General features: G+C 45.8%; 19 protein-coding genes, 1 tRNA gene and 1 other annotated feature. All 20 genes read left to right on the plus strand.

Annotated features, from left to right (window positions below):
• Window positions 1–110 precede the first annotated feature (110 nt).
• The 20 genes from G5A70_RS01005 (at window position 111) to yedF (ending at window position 18,519) form a co-directional block, all read left to right on the plus strand.
• Window positions 111–1,133, plus strand: a complete 1,023-nt coding sequence (locus G5A70_RS01005; protein ID WP_173747261.1) for a sugar kinase — start codon at window positions 111–113, stop codon at window positions 1,131–1,133.
• Between the two features lie 74 nt (window positions 1,134–1,207).
• A complete protein-coding gene (locus G5A70_RS01010; RefSeq protein ID WP_173747262.1) occupies window positions 1,208–1,462 on the plus strand; it encodes a YlmC/YmxH family sporulation protein in 255 nt (84 codons plus the stop codon).
• A gap of 56 nt (window positions 1,463–1,518) precedes the next feature.
• Window positions 1,519–2,628: a GntR family transcriptional regulator gene (locus G5A70_RS01015; protein ID WP_173747263.1), complete on the plus strand. Its 1,110-nt coding sequence runs from the start codon at window positions 1,519–1,521 to the stop codon at window positions 2,626–2,628.
• Window position 2,629: 1 nt separating this feature from the next.
• Window positions 2,630–3,319 (plus strand): L-ribulose-5-phosphate 4-epimerase, encoded by a 690-nt coding sequence (locus tag G5A70_RS01020; protein WP_173747264.1) that lies wholly within the window; start codon window positions 2,630–2,632, stop codon window positions 3,317–3,319.
• A gap of 137 nt (window positions 3,320–3,456) precedes the next feature.
• Complete coding sequence (locus G5A70_RS01025; RefSeq protein WP_173747265.1) at window positions 3,457–4,236, plus strand: ZIP family metal transporter; 780 nt, start codon at window positions 3,457–3,459, stop codon at window positions 4,234–4,236.
• Window positions 4,237–4,348: 112 nt separating this feature from the next.
• The gene (locus G5A70_RS01030; RefSeq protein ID WP_173747266.1) at window positions 4,349–4,609 is read left to right on the plus strand and encodes a metal-sensing transcriptional repressor; all 261 of its coding nucleotides are present in this window, start codon (window positions 4,349–4,351) and stop codon (window positions 4,607–4,609) included.
• Between the two features lie 15 nt (window positions 4,610–4,624).
• Window positions 4,625–7,168 (plus strand): heavy metal translocating P-type ATPase, encoded by a 2,544-nt coding sequence (locus G5A70_RS01035; RefSeq protein ID WP_173747267.1) that lies wholly within the window; start codon window positions 4,625–4,627, stop codon window positions 7,166–7,168.
• A 30-nt stretch (window positions 7,169–7,198) separates the two neighbouring features.
• Window positions 7,199–7,732: a 2-C-methyl-D-erythritol 2,4-cyclodiphosphate synthase gene (ispF, locus tag G5A70_RS01040; protein ID WP_294460065.1), complete on the plus strand. Its 534-nt coding sequence runs from the start codon at window positions 7,199–7,201 to the stop codon at window positions 7,730–7,732.
• A 6-nt stretch (window positions 7,733–7,738) separates the two neighbouring features.
• The gene (locus tag G5A70_RS01045) at window positions 7,739–9,295 is read left to right on the plus strand and encodes an ABC-F family ATP-binding cassette domain-containing protein (protein WP_173747269.1); all 1,557 of its coding nucleotides are present in this window, start codon (window positions 7,739–7,741) and stop codon (window positions 9,293–9,295) included.
• Window positions 9,296–9,465: 170 nt separating this feature from the next.
• Window positions 9,466–10,800, plus strand: a complete 1,335-nt coding sequence (gdhA, locus tag G5A70_RS01050) for an NADP-specific glutamate dehydrogenase (protein ID WP_173747270.1) — start codon at window positions 9,466–9,468, stop codon at window positions 10,798–10,800.
• 309 nt (window positions 10,801–11,109) lie between these two features.
• Window positions 11,110–12,126 (plus strand): S66 family peptidase, encoded by a 1,017-nt coding sequence (locus G5A70_RS01055; RefSeq protein WP_173747271.1) that lies wholly within the window; start codon window positions 11,110–11,112, stop codon window positions 12,124–12,126.
• Between the two features lie 99 nt (window positions 12,127–12,225).
• Window positions 12,226–12,472: a binding site (T-box leader), on the plus strand.
• Between the two features lie 84 nt (window positions 12,473–12,556).
• Window positions 12,557–13,276: a serine O-acetyltransferase EpsC gene (epsC, locus tag G5A70_RS01060; RefSeq protein WP_173747272.1), complete on the plus strand. Its 720-nt coding sequence runs from the start codon at window positions 12,557–12,559 to the stop codon at window positions 13,274–13,276.
• Between the two features lie 8 nt (window positions 13,277–13,284).
• Window positions 13,285–14,691, plus strand: coding sequence for a cysteine--tRNA ligase (cysS, locus tag G5A70_RS01065; RefSeq protein WP_173747273.1), 1,407 nt, complete (start codon window positions 13,285–13,287; stop codon window positions 14,689–14,691).
• On the plus strand, window positions 14,676–15,119 hold the full coding sequence (locus G5A70_RS01070; RefSeq protein ID WP_173747274.1) for a Mini-ribonuclease 3: 444 nt from the start codon (window positions 14,676–14,678) through the stop codon (window positions 15,117–15,119). The genes cysS and G5A70_RS01070 overlap by 16 nt, the downstream gene beginning before the upstream one ends.
• Window positions 15,109–15,858 (plus strand): 23S rRNA (guanosine(2251)-2'-O)-methyltransferase RlmB, encoded by a 750-nt coding sequence (gene rlmB, locus G5A70_RS01075; RefSeq protein WP_173747275.1) that lies wholly within the window; start codon window positions 15,109–15,111, stop codon window positions 15,856–15,858. The genes G5A70_RS01070 and rlmB overlap by 11 nt, the downstream gene beginning before the upstream one ends.
• A gap of 24 nt (window positions 15,859–15,882) precedes the next feature.
• Window positions 15,883–16,476, plus strand: coding sequence for a sigma-70 family RNA polymerase sigma factor (locus G5A70_RS01080; RefSeq protein ID WP_173747276.1), 594 nt, complete (start codon window positions 15,883–15,885; stop codon window positions 16,474–16,476).
• Window positions 16,477–16,480: 4 nt separating this feature from the next.
• Window positions 16,481–17,425: a D-2-hydroxyacid dehydrogenase gene (locus tag G5A70_RS01085; RefSeq protein ID WP_173747277.1), complete on the plus strand. Its 945-nt coding sequence runs from the start codon at window positions 16,481–16,483 to the stop codon at window positions 17,423–17,425.
• 80 nt (window positions 17,426–17,505) lie between these two features.
• Window positions 17,506–17,578, plus strand: a tRNA-Thr gene (locus G5A70_RS01090).
• Between the two features lie 67 nt (window positions 17,579–17,645).
• Window positions 17,646–17,894: a DUF3343 domain-containing protein gene (locus tag G5A70_RS01095; RefSeq protein ID WP_173747278.1), complete on the plus strand. Its 249-nt coding sequence runs from the start codon at window positions 17,646–17,648 to the stop codon at window positions 17,892–17,894.
• A gap of 4 nt (window positions 17,895–17,898) precedes the next feature.
• Window positions 17,899–18,519, plus strand: coding sequence for a sulfurtransferase-like selenium metabolism protein YedF (gene yedF / locus G5A70_RS01100; RefSeq protein ID WP_173747279.1), 621 nt, complete (start codon window positions 17,899–17,901; stop codon window positions 18,517–18,519).
• Window positions 18,520–18,530: the final 11 nt, after the last annotated feature.

Raw genomic sequence — 18,530 nt, forward strand, 5'->3', positions numbered from 1 at the left:
AGGGAACATATTTCATAGAAATGAGGGGCGCCGCATTAAGTTCATAAAATATCTGGCTTAAAGCGGCGCTCTTCGTCTGTAAAAAAGTTAGTTCAGGAGGTAAGCAGAACATGAAAAAGGATTTTGACTTGTTGTCACTGGGGGAAATTTTGCTGCGTCTTTCTCCGCCGAACAATGAGAGAATTGTAAGAGGAGAAACTTTTCAGAAACAGGTGGGAGGAGCGGAATTAAACGTGGTTTCCGGTGTCTCTCTTCTGGGACTGCGCACCGGCATTATTTCCAAGCTGCCGGACAATGCGCTGGGCACATATGCCAAAAACCGTGTGCGTTTCTGTGGTGTCAGTGATGATTATCTGGTTTATGACGAAGACCCGGACGCAAGACTTGGGATTTATTATTATGAAAACGGGGCGTATCCCAGAAAACCCAGTGTCGTATATGACAGGCGTCATGCTTCATTCTGCAAAATTACAGTGGAAGATTTGCCGGAGGATATGTTTGCTTCCACCCGCTGTTTCCACACCAGCGGCATTACGCTGGCTCTTTCCGAAAATACCAGGGAAAATGCAGTGGAGATGATTAAAAAGTTTAAAGAAAACGGCGCAATCATTTCTTTTGACGTCAACTTCAGAGGCAATCTATGGACAGGAGAAGAAGCCAAGGAGTGCATTGAGAAGATTCTGCCTTATGTGGATATTTTCTTCTGCTCAGAGGAGACAGCAAAGCTGACCTTTTTAAAGGAAGGTGATTTGCATTCTGTTATGAAGAGTTTTACCCAGGAATACCCCATTTCCATTGTAGCTTCTACCCAGAGAGTGGTGCACAGCCCTAAGGTACATACCTTTGGCTCTGTGATTTATAATGCAAAAGAGGACAAGTTTTACGAAGAGGAACCGTACCACAATATTGAAGTGGTAGACCGTATCGGCAGCGGAGACGCTTATATTTCCGGCGCGCTGTACGGACTTCTGGCTCATGATTTTGACTGCCAGAGAGCGCTGGAATACGGAAATGCTACCAGTGCAGTGAAAAATACCATTCCGGGAGATTTGCCTTCCTGTGGATTAAATGAAATTGACCGTATTATTAAGAATCACAAAAATACAGGGATTCAGTCGGAAATGGACCGCTGATTTCTTTTTTGTGTGTTGGAAAGCCCTCTGTATTCATAGGATACATTAAGACCGTGAATACAGGGGGATTTTTTATGCGTGTCTGTGAATTAAAGCAAAAAGAAGTGATTAACATCTGTACCTGCAAGAGTCTGGGATGTCCGCTGGATGTGGAATTTGACTGCCGCACGGGACAGATACAAATGCTTATTGTGCCGGTGCAGGGGAAGATGTGCGGCCTCTTTGGCTCCGTCAGTGAATATGTGATTCCCTTTTCCTGTATCCGCCAGATAGGGGAGGACATTATTCTGGTGGAAATACAGGAGGAAAAGTTTTTGAGAAAAGAGTAAGAACAACTTGTGAATACGTGCGTACAAGTTGTACAATAGGAAAAAAGGAGGAAACTATGACACAGGAAAACGGCAAGACAAAATACTATGTCCTTATGGAAGAATTGAAGTCCTCCATTTTAAGCGGAAAGGTCAAAGCGGGAGAGAAGCTGCCTTCGGAAAATGAACTGTCCCAAAAGTATCATATCAGCAGACATACGGTGCGTAAGGCTTTGTCCATTCTCATACAGGAAGGGTATATTGTGGCGGAACACGGCAGAGGAACTTTTTGTTCGGAACGTATGTGTCATCTGCGGAAATCCGGCAATATTGCGGTGATTACCACCTATATTTCAGATTACATTTTTCCCAGACTGATTCAGGGTATGGATAAGGTCATGACGGAAAATGGGTACAGCATTATTCTGAAAAATACGGCCAACAGCAGGACAAGGGAAGCCAGAGTGCTGGAAGAAATTCTCTCTAAGGACATTGACGGACTGATTATTGAACCCAGCAAAAGCCAGATATTGTGCCGACATATGAATCTGTACGGGCTTTTGGAAGAGTATCATATTCCCTATGTGTTTATTCAGGGCGTATATCCCCAGATGCAGGAGAAGCCTCATATTCTCATGGATGACTGCCAGGGCGGATATCTGGTGACAAAATATCTGCTGGACATGGGGCATGAGAATCTGATAGGGATTTTTAAGGCCGATGATTTCCAGGGGAAAGAGCGGCACAAAGGGTATGTCAAAGCTTTGCAGGAAGCAGGATTTGTCTATGACCCGGACCGGGTGGTATGGTTTCACACGGAAGACCGGAAGAGCAAACCGGCTCTGATGGCCGGACAGCTTTTGGAACAGGGGATGTATATTGACGGAATTGTGTGCTACAATGACCAGATTGCCACAGATGTGATTGGCGGGCTGGAAGAAATGGGGAAAAAGGTGCCGGAGGATATTTCTGTCACGGGGTACGATAATTCCCTGATGTCAGCAGGCAGCCTTTGCCTTACCACCATTGCCCATCCACAGGAAAAGCTGGGAGAAATGGCGGCAGAGCTGCTTCTGGAGAAAATTCGGGAAGTGCCGGAGGAGAAAAGCCAGATTCCCAGGCTGATTCAGCCGGAACTGATACCGGGAAATTCCGTAAAAGACAGGAGAAAACAGGAGGAAAAATAAGATGTTAGAAGAATTGAAAAAAGCGGTTTACGAAGCCAATATGCTGTTGCCGAAATATGGTCTGGTAACGTTTACCTGGGGGAATGTCAGCCAGATTGACCGGGAGACAGGATACTTTGCTATTAAGCCAAGCGGTGTGGACTATGACAAGCTGACACCGGAGGATATGGTGATTATGGATTTGGAGGGAAATAAGATTGAAGGAAGATACAATCCTTCCTCAGATACGCCCACACACCTGGAACTTTACAAGGCCTTTCCAAAGATTGGCGGCATTGTACATACCCATTCTTCCTGGGCAACCAGCTGGGCTCAGGCCGGAAGAGGAATTCCCTGCTACGGAACTACCCATGCAGACTATATGTACGGAGAGATTCCCTGTGTGCGCTGCTTGACGAAGGAAGAAATCGAAGGGGCTTATGAGAAAAATACAGGACTGCTCATTGCAGAGTATTTTAAAAATAAGGATTATGAGGCAGTTCCGGCCGTATTGTGCAAAAACCACGGTCCCTTTACCTGGGGAAAAGACGGACACGAAGCCGTGCACAATGCAGTGGTACTGGAAGAGGTGGCGAAGATGGCTGCCAGATGTGAGCAGATAAACCCACGGGTGCAGCCAGCGCCCCAGGAATTACAGGATAAGCATTATTATAGGAAACATGGGGAAAATGCTTATTATGGGCAGAAATAAAAAAGGTATATCCATTTTTTGAAAGAAAGCACTTAAGGCGACTTGGGTGTTTTCTTTTTGCATAAGAAGAAAATGGATAAAAACAGTGCAAATTCTAAAAAACTATGATAAGATAGAAACAATCAAAGGAGGTATCTATGGAACTTTTTGCAGGTATTATGATTCCTTTTGCAGGTACGGCTTTGGGAGCCGCCTGTGTGTTCTTTTTAAAGCATGAAATGAAACCTCTGGTGCAGAGAAGTCTTCTGGGCTTTGCGTCCGGGGTTATGGTGGCAGCGGCTGTGTGGTCCCTCTTGATTCCGGCTATGGATATGTCCGAAGCTATGGGGAAATTTGCCTTTATCCCCGGGGCTGTGGGATTTTTGCTGGGAATTTTGTTTCTCTTGGGGATGGACAAACTGATTCCTCACTTACACATAGGAGCCAGTCAGCCGGAGGGAAAGAAGAGCAGCCTGAAGAAAACCACCATGCTGGTATTGGCGGTGACTCTGCACAATATCCCCGAAGGGATGGCTGTAGGTGTGGTTTTTGCCGGTATGCTGGCAGAAAATACAGAAATTACCCTGGCGGGAGCCATGGCTCTGTCCGTGGGAATCGCTATCCAAAACTTTCCGGAGGGGGCCATTATATCCTTGCCGCTTCGGAGTGAAAAAGGTATGGGCAAGGGGAAAGCATTTCTCTACGGGGCGCTTTCCGGTGCGGTGGAGCCTTTAGGGGCTTTTCTCACCGTGCTTCTGTTTCGTTTTGTGCAGCCGGTGCTGCCGTATCTGCTGGCTTTTGCCGCAGGCGCCATGATTTATGTGGTGGTGGAAGAACTGATACCGGAAGCCAGCCAGGGCGAACACAGCAATATCGGAACCATTGGGTTTGCGGCAGGCTTTGTATTGATGATGATATTGGATGTGGCATTGGGATAAAATATTTTTGAGAATTCGGAAACGGGAGAAAAGGGGTTGCTTTTCTCCCGTTTTTATGCTACACTGTTTTCGTCAAGATTAATACCCCACGGGGGTGTAGGGAGGAAAAGAGATGCAGGCAGATAAAGCGAAGATAAACAGACTTTTAAAAACAGCCAGAGGACAAATAGACGGTATACTCAAGATGGTGGAGGAAGATCGTTACTGTATGGACATTTCACATCAGCTTATGGCTACAGAAGCCATTTTAAATAAGGCAAACAAGGAGATTCTCACAGCCCATTTAAAGAGCTGTGTTACCAATGCCAAGACAGACGAGGAGAGGGAGGAAAAGGTAGACGAACTGGTGACGATGTTGGGGAAAATCATGTAGAGAGGAAGTGTGAAGATGAAGGGAAAATTTGATGTGACAGGCATGACCTGCTCGGCCTGCTCTTCCAGGGTGGAAAAGTGCGTCCGCAAGCTGGAAGGGGTGAAAGAGGTCAGTGTCAATCTTCTGACTAACAGTATGCAGGTGGAATATGACGATGAAATTCTGAAGGAACAGGGAATTATAGAGGCAGTTGTACATGCCGGATACGGTGCGTCTCCGGCAGCAGGCTCGTCGGAAACAAGAGGAAAGGCACAAAACGCAGAAGTGAAAAGAGCCAATCCCGTCCAGGAACATTTGATGGAGATGAAGAAGAGAACAATCTGGTCATTTGTATTTCTGATTCCCCTGATGTATGTGTCTATGGGACATATGGCAGGTCTGCCTTTGCCAGTCGTTCTTTCGGGAACGGAAAATGCGGTAGCCTTTGCGTTTACGCAGTTTCTGCTGTGTCTGCCTGTATTGTACATGAACCGGGCCTATTTCAGCAAGGGCTTCAGTACACTGCTTCACGGTGCGCCCAACATGGATACTCTGATTGCAGTGGGCTCCGGTGCATCGCTGATTTATGGAATTTTTGCCATTTACCGCATGGGCTATGGATTGGGAGTACAGAATTTTGAACTGGTGAATCAATATCGTCATGATTTGTATTTTGAATCTTCGGTGATGATTCTGGCATTGATTAATATAGGGAAGTATCTGGAAGCACGTTCTAAGGGGAAGACGGGAGACGCCTTAAAAAAACTGCTGGATTTGGCACCAAAGACAGCGCTTGCAGAGCGCAACGGTGTGGTCACAGAGATTCCGGCACAGGAGATACTGCCGGGGGATATTCTGCATGTAAAACCGGGAAAAAGTGTGCCGGCGGATGGGGTGATTCTGGAAGGAAGCACCAGTGTAGACGAGGCCGCGATTACGGGAGAGAGCATTCCTGTATTTAAAGCAGCAGGCGACCGGGTCATTGCAGCTACCATGAATAAAACCGGATTTTTCAAAATGAAGGCAGACAAAACAGGGGACGATACGGTATTTTCCCGGATTATCCGGCTGGTGGAGGAGGCCAGCGCCAGCAAGGCTCCTATTGCCAGAATGGCAGATAAGATTGCAGGCATTTTTGTTCCGGTGGTTATGGGAATTGCACTGGTTACCGTTGCAGTGTGGCTGCTTCTTGGTGCAGGTTTTGAATTTGCGCTTTCCTGCGGCATTGCAGTGCTGGTGATTTCCTGCCCCTGCGCTTTGGGACTGGCTACACCGGTTGCCATTATGGTAGGCACCGGAAAGGGGGCAGAAAACGGCATATTGATTAAGTCCGGAGAAGCCCTGGAAGTGGCGCACAACATTCAGAGCGTGGTACTGGACAAGACGGGAACCATTACCCAGGGAAAACCTGTGGTTACGGATATCTATCCGGTGCATACAAGCCCGCAAAAGCTGTTGGAAATTGCGGGGGCTTTGGAAATGAAAAGCGAGCACCCTTTGGCAGAAGCCATTCTGGCAAAGGTAAAAGAAGAAAATACAGCTTTGCCGGAGACAGAAAATTTTCTGGCAGTAACGGGAAAAGGCGTGCAGGCCGTTATAGAAGGACAAACCTACTATGCAGGGAATAGCAAGCTGATGGAAGAGCATCATGTCGACTGCAGGGAAATACAGCCGCTCATGGAAAAACTGGCAGAAGATGGCAAAACACCGCTGATTTTTGCTGATGAAAAGCAGGTGCTGGGCATTATCGGAGCCGCAGATGTGGTAAAACCAACCAGTGCACAGGCTGTAAAAGAGTTGAAAAAACTGGGGATTCGGGTTATTATGCTTACAGGGGATAATGCCAGAACGGCAAAGGCCATTCAGAAACAGCTGGAGATTGATAACGTTATTGCAGAGGTACTGCCCCAGGATAAAGAAAGAGAAGTGGCAAATATCCAGAAATCCGGACAGGTGGTGGCAATGGTAGGAGACGGCATCAACGATGCGCCTGCCCTTGCCAGAGCAGATGTGGGCATTGCCATTGGCGCAGGAACAGACGTAGCCATTGAGAGTGCAGATATTGTGCTGATGAAAAATGATTTGCTGGATGTGGTGACGGCCATCCGTCTGAGTAAGGCCGTTATCCGCAATATTAAGCAGAATCTGTTTTGGGCCTTTTTCTATAATACCTGCGGAATTCCCCTGGCGGCAGGTCTGCTCTATCCCATGTTTGGATTAAAATTAAGCCCCATGTTTGGAGCGGCAGCCATGAGTCTCAGCAGTCTGTTTGTTGTATCCAATGCCCTGAGGCTGCGGTATTTCCAGGCTTTGAAAGCGCCGCAGAGAATAGAAGAAAATGCCGCACAGGCGGTTGAAGATAAGGAGGAAAAAATGATGTATAAGATGAAAATTGAAGGAATGATGTGTCAGCACTGCCAGGCAGCAGTGACCAAGGCTTTAAATGCACTGGAAGGCGTAAAGGCAGAGGTGAATCTGGAGAAAAAAGAGGCTTATGTGGAAGCAGAAGCTCATGTAACAAAAGAAGAATTGACAAAAGCAGTGGAAGAGGCAGGTTACGAAGTAATTTCTGTGGAATAAGAGAAAGGATTTGGGAAAGGGAAAATTATGATTCGAGTAGGAATGGGATATGATGTTCATAAACTTACTGAGGGCAGAGACCTGATTCTGGGCGGAGTGAACATTCCATGGGAAAAGGGACTTCTGGGACACTCTGACGCAGATGTGGTGGTACATGCCATTATGGACGCCCTGTTGGGAGCTGCGGCCCTTCGTGATATCGGAAGGCATTTTCCGGATACAGACCCTCAGTATAAAGGGATTTCCAGCATCAAACTTTTACAGTATGTAGGCAAACTGCTGGAAGAAAATATGTATGTGATTAATAATATTGACGCCACAATTATAGCGCAGAAACCCAAGCTTCTGCCCTATATAGACACTATGATTGCCAATGTGGCTCAGGCGCTGCATATCAGCGAAAATCAGGTGAATATCAAAGCAACTACGGAGGAGGGGCTGGGCTTTACGGGAAGCCAGGAAGGGATATCCGCCCAGGCTGTCTGCGCTCTGACTCATGTGCAGGATTTGATGGGAGATGACAGAATACAAGGAGGCTGCGGCAGATGCTGCGGCAGGGAGTAAAAGAAAATGAGTATTTTAAACGTGCAGAATTTATCCCACGGCTTTGGTGACCGTGCTATTTTCCAGGATGTTTCTTTCCGCTTATTAAAAGGAGAGCACATTGGACTGGTAGGGGCCAATGGCGAGGGGAAATCTACCTTTATGAATATTATTACAGGAAAACTCATGCCTGATGAAGGCAAAATCCAGTGGGCGAAAAATGTGCGGGTGGGTTATCTGGACCAGCATACCGTACTGGAAAAAGGGATGACAATCCGCGACGTATTGAAATCCGCTTTTGCCTGGCTCTTTGAACTGGAAGAGCAGATGAATGGAATTTGCGATAAGATGGGAGAGGCTTCCGAAGAGGAACTGACGAAAATGATGGAAGAACTGGGAACCATACAGGACCTGCTCACCATGCATGATTTCTATATTATTGACAGTAAAGTGGAAGAAGTGGGACGGGCACTTGGTTTAACAGCCATTGGTCTGGATAAAGATGTGACGGATTTAAGCGGAGGTCAGAGAACAAAGATTCTTCTGGGAAAACTGCTTTTGGAAAAACCGGATATTCTGCTTTTGGACGAGCCCACCAACTATTTGGATGTAGAGCACATTGAATGGCTGAAACGCTATCTGCAGGAATATGAGAATGCGTTTGTTCTTATTTCTCATGATATTCCGTTTTTAAACAGTGTGGTAAACCTGATTTACCATATGGATAATCAGGAATTAAACCGGTATGTGGGAGACTATGACCACTTCCAGGAGGTTTATGCAGTGAAAAAGGCACAGCTTGAAGCTGCCTACAACCGCCAGCAGCAGGAAATCAGTGAACTCAAGGACTTTGTGGCAAGAAATAAAGCCCGGGTGGCAACCAGGAATATGGCTATGTCCAGACAGAAAAAGCTGGATAAAATGGATGTTATTGAACTGGCAAAGGAAAAACCAAAGCCGGAATTTCATTTTAAGACAGCCAGAACACCCAGCCGTTTTGTGGTGGAAACAGAGGATTTGGTGATTGGATATGATGAGCCTCTTTCCAAACCTTTGAATCTACGGGTAGAAAGAGGGGATAAAATCGTACTTACCGGATCCAATGGTATCGGAAAAACCACTCTTTTGAAAAGTATTCTGGGCTTGATTCCGGCGCTTTCCGGGAAGGTACAGTTGGGTGATTACCTGGAAATCGGATACTTCGAACAGGAAATGCCAAAAGGAAATAAAAACACCTGTATTCAGGAAATATGGGATGTGTTCCCTTCCTATACCCAGTACGAAGTGCGGGCGGCCTTGGCAAAGTGCGGACTTACCACAAAACACATCGAAAGCCTGGTGAGGGTGTTAAGCGGTGGAGAGCAGGCAAAGGTACGGCTTTGTAAAATTATGAACCGAGAGAGCAATGTGCTGATTTTGGACGAGCCTACGAATCATTTGGATGTGGAGGCCAAGGACGAATTAAAGAGGGCGTTGAAAGAGTACAAGGGGACCATTCTTATGGTGTGCCATGAACCGGAATTCTACGAAGGGCTTGCCACAGACGTGTGGGACTGTTCTTCCTGGACCACCAGGATACAGTAATAAATGAAACACATATAGAGAAAAGTTTCAATTACATTTTATAAAATTGTGGAATATAAGATATAATTAAAAAATATGCAGGAAATGAAAAATAAACTTGCAAAATTAAGAATATGGATTTATAATACAAACCATAATAAATACAATATCTTTTAACAGGAGGAACGGTCATGTCATATGTAGATGAGGTTATTGAATTAGTAGTAAAGAAAAATCCAGGAGAACCGGAATTTCATCAGGCGGTGAAAGAGGTTCTGGATTCTTTAAGACCGGTTGTAGAAGCCAATGAAGAAAAATACCGTAAAGAGGCTCTTTTAGAGCGTCTGGTAGAACCGGAAAGAGTTATTATGTTCCGCGTTCCGTGGGTAGATGACAAGGGAAATGTACAGGTAAACAAAGGATACCGTGTACAGTTCAACAGCGCTATCGGACCTTACAAGGGCGGTTTGAGATTCCATCCGTCTGTATACCTTGGAATTATTAAATTCCTTGGCTTTGAACAGATTTTCAAAAACTCTTTGACAGGTCTTCCTATCGGCGGCGGCAAAGGCGGTTGTGATTTTGACCCGAAAGGCAAATCGGACAGAGAAGTGATGGCTTTCTGCCAGAGCTTTATGACAGAACTGTATCGTCACATTGGCGCTGACACAGACGTACCTGCAGGAGATATTGGTGTAGGCGGAAGAGAAATCGGCTATCTGTTTGGTCAGTACAAGAGAATCCGCGATTCCTATGAAGGCGTGCTGACAGGAAAAGGTCTGACTTACGGCGGTTCTTTAGTAAGAACACAGGCTACAGGCTACGGACTTCTGTATCTGACAGAGGAATTGTTAAAAATCAACGGAAAAGAACTGGCAGGAAAGACCGTTGTTGTCTCCGGTGCCGGAAACGTAGCTACTTATGCTATCGAAAAAGCATACCAGTTAGGTGCAAAGCCAGTAACCTGCTCTGATTCCACAGGCTGGGTATACGATCCGGACGGCATTGACGTGGCAGCATTAAAAGATATCAAAGAAGTGAAACGCGCACGTCTGACAGAATATACAAAATACAGACCGAATGCAGAATACCACGAAGGCAAAGGCGTATGGAGCGTAAAATGTGATGTGGCTCTTCCATGTGCAACACAGAATGAACTGGATTTGGAAGATGCGAAGACACTGGTAGCAAATGGCTGTTTCGCAGTTGCAGAAGGCGCTAATATGCCAACTACTCTGGAAGCGACAAAATATCTTCAGGAAAACGGCATTATCTTTGCACCAGGTAAGGCTGCAAACGCAGGCGGTGTGGCAACCTCCGCACTGGAAATGTCTCAGAACAGCGAGCGTTTGAGCTGGAGCTTTGAAGAAGTAGATGCCAAATTGCAGGGCATTATGGTAAATATCTGCCATAACATGGCAGACGCTGCCAAGAAATATGGTTTTGAAGGCAATTACGTAGTAGGCGCAAATGCAGCAGGCTTTGAAAAAGTTGCAGAAGCTATGATTGCACAGGGCGTTTGCTAATCCATAGATTGATAGAACATAACTCCGCATAGAAACACCCCGGTTGGGAGAAACACCTCCTGGCCGGGGTGTTTCTATGTTTTTGGGAAGGGATTGCAAAACAAAAACAGAGGGAAATTCATGTGTAATCAGTTTTTCTATATCCCACTTGCCACTTTTCATGATATTCAGAACATCAAACACATCTTCTGGCATATAACCACCAGAACCGATGACGCTTTTTTGTGAATAGTTTTTTCGGAGGAAACTTATAGAAATTTCATTTTCTGTATGTTAAAATGGGAAAAATGATTTACAAGGAGTGAGTATATGAAACCAACAGAAAACATGACTCCGCTTACCATAGGCGTATTCTCTTCCTCTTCTCCCATATCGGCTACCACACCGGTTCGATACGAAAGAGGAAAGGCTTATTTACAGAAGAAAGGATTTCGGGTTTTAGACGGAAGTTTATACGGAAAAAGTGATTTCTACCGTTCCGGGACAATCCGGGAGAGGGCAGAGGAGTTTAATCAGCTTTTGTATCGGGAAGAAGTGGAGATAGTAATGGCGTCTATCGGAGGAAATAACACGAACTCCATTTTGCCTTATATAGATTATGCATACTTAAAGAAACACCCGAAGATTATCATCGGGTATTCAGATACAACAGCACTTCTTCTGGCTATTTATGAAAAGACAGGTCTGCCGGTATTCTATGGTCCCGCGTTGGCCTCTTCTTTCGGTGAATTTCCGCCCTTTGTGGACTGGACATATGAGCAATTTGAAACGATGCTCCAGGGATACGGAAATCTGCCGTATACCTTTCCTGTTCCCCAATACTGGACAGACGAATTTATAGACTGGAGCAGTCAGGACAGGGGAAAGGAACCGAGAAAAAACCAGTGGATTTGCGTGAGACCCGGCAGGGCAAAGGGCAGACTGATAGGTGGTAATCTGAATACCATGGAGGGCTTTTTCGGAACAGACTATATGCCGGAAATCCGAAAAGGGGATATTCTGTTTATGGAGGATTCCTTAAAAGATGCCTGCACCATAGAACGCACGTTTTCCCTTTTAAAACTGGCAGGTGTATTTGACCGAGTCAGCGGCGTCATTTTGGGAAAACATGAAAAGTTTGATGATAACGGGACGGGCAGAAAACCTTATGAAATTCTATTGGAAGTCATGGGAGAAAGTGAAATTCCTATACTGGCAGAGATTGACTGCTGTCATACACATCCCATGCTTACCCTGCCTATTGGATGCGAGGTCTCCCTGGATGCAGAAGAAAAGACTGTGGTTCTTCTGGAAAATCCATTGGAGAAAATAGAGTGCAGCAGGTAAAAAGGATATTTGGAAAGACAAGAGGAAACAAAGAATGTTGAAAATCAGAAAAGAAACATTGACAAATCACTCATTTATGAATAAACTAAAGAAAGACAGAAAAAGGCTTGGAACGAAAAGAGTACGGAACTCTTCTTTTTCAGAGAGAGGCGGTCATCGGCTGTAAGCTGCCTTAAAAGAATTTTCGGAAAGTGCATTCGGGAGCTGATTCGGTGAATGTCTGCAGACTCTTCTAAAGGGGAGACAGGCACAGCCGGGTACGCAGGTCTGCGTTATGGACAAAGGAGTGGCAGACAGAAATTTTGTCTTCAAATAGAGTGGAACCGCGGAGTATTTCGCCTCTATACCGTAACAATACGGTATGGGGGCTTTTCTTTTTGGCAGCAGGAAGAAAACGGCTTTGCGGTGAATCATGGAAAGGAAGTGCAACATGGGATTTATTGGACGTATCAAGGAGGAATTTCAGGTAATTCAGGAAAGAGACCCTGCCATTAAGACGCCGCTGGAAGTTTTACTGTATCCCAGTTTTCGTGTTATGATACAATACAGAAAGGCACACAGACTGTATGAGAAGGGACATTATTTTCTGGCCAGATGGATTTCCCAGAGAGCGGCCAGAAAAACAGGTATTGAAATTCATCCGGGGGCTAAAATAGGAAAAGGACTGTTTATTGACCACGGTGCAGGGGTGATTATCGGCGAGACTACAGTAATTGGCGATAATGTGACCCTGTATCAGGGTGTGACCTTAGGAGGTACCGGGAAAGAAACCGGAAAACGTCATCCGACTCTGCGGGACAATGTAATGGTCAGCGCAGGCGCCAAGATTCTGGGTTCGTTTACCATTGGAGAAAACTCCAAAATAGGGGCAGGAAGTGTGGTACTGGAGGAAGTGCCTCCCAACTGCACGGTAGTAGGAGTGCCGGGACGCGTGGTGCGAAAAGAAAATCAGAAGGTGCCAAGAGTGGATATGGATCAGGTACATTTGCCTGACCCAACCCTGGAGGATATTCATTATCTCCAGCGTGAAAACGAACGCCTCCGTTCAGAACTTCAGAAAATGAGCTATGAGATGAAAGATATGCAGGAAAGAGAAGCAAAATGCCGCAGGGCAAGAGAACTGGCAGAGCAAAAAAGAGAAAAGGAGTAACAAAAATTATGAAGATTTACAACACACTGACAAAGAGAAAAGAAGAATTTGTTCCCTTACAGGAGGGAAAAGTAAGCATGTATGTCTGCGGACCTACGGTTTACAACTTTATCCACATTGGAAATGCAAGACCTATGATTGTATTTGACACGGTGCGCCGTTATATGGAATACAAGGGCTATGATGTGAACTACGTTTCCAATTTTACAGACGTGGATGATAAAATCATTGCAAAAGCTGTCGAAGAAGGCGTAAGTGCGGAGGAGATTTCCACCCGTTATATTAAAGAGTGCAAAAAAGATATGGCGGATATGAATGTCAAACCAGCCACGACACATCCCCTGGCTACCCAGGAAATCCAGGGTATGATTGAAATGATTCAGACACTCATAGACAAGGGCTTTGCCTATGAAGTCAACGGAACCGTTTATTTCCGGGTGAAAAACTTTGAGGAATACGGCAAGCTGTCTCACAAGAATCTGGAAGATTTGCAGTCCGGCTTCCGTTCTCTGCAGGTGTCCGGAGAAGACCAGAAGGAAGACCCGCTGGATTTCGTACTCTGGAAACCGAAAAAAGAGGGAGAACCTTTCTGGGTATCTCCATGGAGTGAGGGACGTCCGGGATGGCATATTGAGTGCTCCGTCATGTCCAAGAAATATCTGGGCGAGGAAATTGATATCCATGCAGGGGGAGAAGATTTGGTATTCCCTCACCACGAAAATGAAATTGCACAGTCCGAATGCTGCAATGGAAAACAGTTTGCAAGATACTGGATGCACAATGCATTCCTGAACATTGACAATAAGAAAATGTCCAAATCTCTGGGCAACTTCTTTACCGTAAGGGAAATCGGGGAAAAATATGATTTGCAGGTACTGCGTTTCTTCATGCTGAACGCGCATTACAGAAGCCCGCTGAATTTCAGTGCAGAGCTTATGGAATCCTCTAAAAATGCTCTGGACAGAATTATTACCTGTGTAGAGCAGCTGAAACATCTTCTGGAAACAGCGCCTCAGGGAGAAAAAACTGAGAAAGAAAAAGAACTGGAAGCAGAAATTCAGGGCTATGTGAAAAAATACGAAGAGTCCATGGAAGATGATTTCAATACGGCGGATGCCATTGCAGCCATCTTTGAATTGGTAAAATTTTCCAATACCCAGACAAGTGGGGAAAGCACCGGGGAATTTGTAAAGGAACTGTTGGATACTATCGTGCATTTAAGCGATGTGCTGGGGCTTCTGGTAAACAAAGAGGCGGAAGTATTAGACGAAGATATTGAGAGATTAATCGAAGAACGCCAGACAGCCAGAAAAGAGAAGAACTTCAAGCGTGCAGATGAAATCCGCGATCAGTTGGCAGATATGGGCATTATTTTAAAGGATACAAGAGAGGGCGTACAATGGAAGCGGGCTTAAGTTATATAAAGGAACTGTTTCAGCTGGAGGATACGGACATCCGGACGTATTCTCCCCTGACCCTGGCGTATATCGGAGACGCCATTTACGAACTGGTTATCCGCACCATTTTAGTGGAAAAAGGGAATACACAGGTGAACAAGCTGAATCAGCGAGCCAATCGCCTGGTGAAAGCTTCGGCCCAGTCAGAAATGATTGAAAAGCTGAAGCCACATCTTACAGAAGAGGAGATGGCAGTCTTTAAACGGGGACGCAATGCCAAATCCTATACCATGGCAAAGAATGCCACCATGTCGGATTATCGTCGTGCCACAGGATTTGAAGCCCTTATGGGATATCTGTATCTGACGGAACAGTGGGAGCGGATGTTGGAACTGATAAAGCTGGGAATGACAGAAGAAACAAAAGGAGAGACAGATGGAGAATAAATTCCAGGAAACTAAAATAGAGGGACGGAATGCAGTGCTGGAAGCTTTTCGTTCGGGAAAATCCGTGGACAAACTTTTTGTGCTGGAAAAATGTGAGGACGGTCCTGTCCGTACCATTTTAAGAGAAGCCAAAAAGCATGACACCATGGTGAAATTTGTGAAGAAGGAACGTCTGGAGCAGATGTCGGAAACCGGCATGCACCAGGGCGTGATTGCCATGACGGCTGCTTATAACTACGCGGAAGTGGAGGATATACTGGAAGTGGCAAGAGAAAAAGGAGAACCGCCTTTTTTGATTCTGCTGGATAATATCGAAGATCCCCACAATCTGGGCGCCATTATCCGTACCGCCAATCTGGCCGGGGCACATGGGGTGATTATCCCGAAAAACAGAGCGGTGGGACTGACTGCTACGGTAGCCAGAACCTCTGCAGGAGCGCTGAATTATACACCCGTGGCAAAGGTGACGAATATGGCAAGAACCATTGAACAGCTGAAAAAAGAAGGCATGTGGTTTGTATGCGCGGATATGGGCGGCACCACCATGTATGATCTGGATTTGAAAGGTCCTATGGGATTGGTTATCGGCAATGAGGGAGACGGAGTTTCCAAACTGGTAAGGGAAAAATGTGATTTTATTGCATCCATTCCCATGAAGGGAGATATTGATTCCCTGAATGCGTCTGTGGCAGCCGGAGTGCTGGCCTTTGAAATTGTGCGCCAGAGAATGGGGCGGTAAGGATAGAAGATACAGGTTCTGAACATGAAAAATTATGAAGCATTATCAGATGAACAGTTGATTGAGCTTTTGCGAAAAGGGGAAAGCGGACCGGAAGAGTATCTGGTGAAAAAATATAAAGGCATGGTGCTGAAAAAGGCCCATGCCATGTTCCTTATCGGCGGAGAGCAGGAGGATTTGATTCAGGAGGGCATGTTGGGGCTTTTTAAAGCGGTGCAGGGGTATCAGCCCGGAAAGAATGCGTCTTTCTCTACGTTTGCCAATCTGTGCGTGGAGCGTCAGATGGGCAAGGCCATTGAGATTTCCGGAAGACAGAAGCACAGGCCTTTAAATACCTATATTTCCTTGAGTCAGGAGGACGGACCTCTGATGAATACAGAGGATACCATACAGCTGAACCCGGAGGAGATTGTCATCGGCAGGGAAAATGCAGATAATCTGTCAAAGAGGATTCAGAAGGTATTAAGTCCTTTTGAAAACCAGGTGCTGGATTTGTATCTGCAGGGGATGGACTATCGGAAAATTGCAGAAAGAATAGGGAAACCGGCAAAATCTGTGGACAATGCCCTGCAGAGAATTCGCAGTAAAATCCATGGGATGAAAGAGCATCAGAGGTGAAAAAATGGAGAAAAAAAGAATCTTAACGGTGATTCCATTTACAGAGAATCAAAAGAAACGCCTGGAAGAGGCAGCAGCCGGGGCAGAACTTTGCTTTCGGGATTTGCAGTCCATAACTGCAGAAGAGGTAAAGAGAGCAGAAATTATACTGGGCAATGTGCCGGCAGAGATGGTAAAAGAGGCAGAGCGTCTGGAGTGGCTGCATTTGAATTCGGCAGGCTTTGACGATTATGTAAAAGAGGGGATATTAAGAGAGAAAACTCTTTTGACCAACAGCAGCGGTGCTTATGGAAAAGCGGTTTCTGAGCATATGTTTGCAATGCTTCTGGCTATGCAGAAAAAACTGCATTTATATCGTGACCTGCAAAGACAGCATATGTGGGGAGATGAGGGAGAAGTGACCTCCATTGCGGATTCTGTGATTCTGGTGTTGGAAACCGGAGATATTGGTCTGCATTTCGCAGAGCTTGCCCATGCCCTGGGGGCTTATGTGATAGGTGTGAAACGAACTTTGGCCCCCTGTCCGGATTGTATGGACGAACTGCATGTTATGAGCGAGCTGGACGAACTGCTGCAGAGGGCTGATTCGGTAGTTTCTTTCCTGCCCAGTACACAGGAGACAAGAGGCTTGTTTGGCAAAAAGCGGTTTGCGCTTATGAAAGAGGGAAGCTTTTTCTTAAACGGCGGAAGAGGAGATCTGATCTGTACAGAGGATTTGTGTGATGTACTGGAATCTGGTCACCTGGCGGGCGCAGCTCTTGATGTCACAAGTCCGGAGCCCCTTCCGAAAGAACACAGGATATGGGATATTCCAACTGCGTTTATAACACCTCATATTTCCGGCTCTTATCATTTGCCGGAAACCCTGAGAAATGTGGTATCTATTGCTGTAGAAAATGTAAGACGGTATATGGCAGGGGAAGAGTTGAAAAATTTAGTGAAAAAATAGAAGAAAAAGGTTGACAGGCGCATAACTTTTTGGTATAGTCTATAACTGTGGTAAGCACACAGCAGAAAAATAAAAGTTATGCTGCCTTGGCTCAGTCGGTAGAGCGTCGCCTTGGTAAGGCGGAGGTCGGCGGTTCAAGTCCGCTAGGCAGCTCTGAAAACTCTTGAGAAATCAAGAGTTTTTTTGTTATACTGATTGCAAGAGAAACAGGAGAACCTATATGAGAGAAAGAGTAAAGCGGCTGGTTCTGTCGTTTTCCACTACCACACAGGCCATGGCGGCAGAGCAATGGTTTCAGCGGAAAAACCTGCCGGGAAGGCTGATTCCCCTGCCGGGCAGTATTTCCGCAGAGTGCGGTCTGGCCTGGTGCACGGAGATAGAACAGAAAAGAACTGTAGAACAGGCGGCAAAAGAAGGCGCGATTCAGATACAGGGAATACATGAAGTTATGTTATATGAAAGGAAATAGAACTATGGAAACAAAAATTGACGCAAGGGGCATGGCCTGCCCGAAACCGGTCATCCTGACAAAAAAGGCTATGGATAACGGCAGAAAAGGAGAGGAAATCTGCGTGCTTGTGGATAATACCATTGCTGTGGAAAATCTTCGCAAGCTGGCAGCGTCCCAGAAAGCAGATTATAAATTCCGAAAAAAGGGAGAAAAGGAATATGAAGTTATCCTTACCGTACAGCAGGAAACGGATGAAGCCAAGGTACAGGAAACCGTGGAACTGGAAAACTGCAGTATAAAAACAGGAAAGAAAACCGTTGTGGTGCTGTCCTCTGACAAAATGGGAGAAGGAGAGGAAAAACTGGGGAAAATTCTTATCAAAGGTTTTGTTTATGCCCTGACCCAGTTGGAACAACTACCCTCGGCTGTACTGTTTTATAACAGCGGCGCCTTTTTATCATGTGAGGATTCTCCGGTTCTGGAGGACTTGAAGCTTTTGGAGGAAGAAGGCGTGGAAATCTGCACCTGCGGTACCTGTCTTGATTTCTATGGGCTGAAAGAAAAACTGGCAGTGGGAAATGTAGTCAATATGTATCAGATTGTGCAGACCCAGGTCCAGGCAGATTTGATTCTCAAACCATAAGAAAGGACAGA

Origin of the sequence: Blautia hansenii (genome assembly GCF_013304445.1) — a bacterium.
GTDB lineage: Bacteria > Bacillota > Clostridia > Lachnospirales > Lachnospiraceae > Blautia.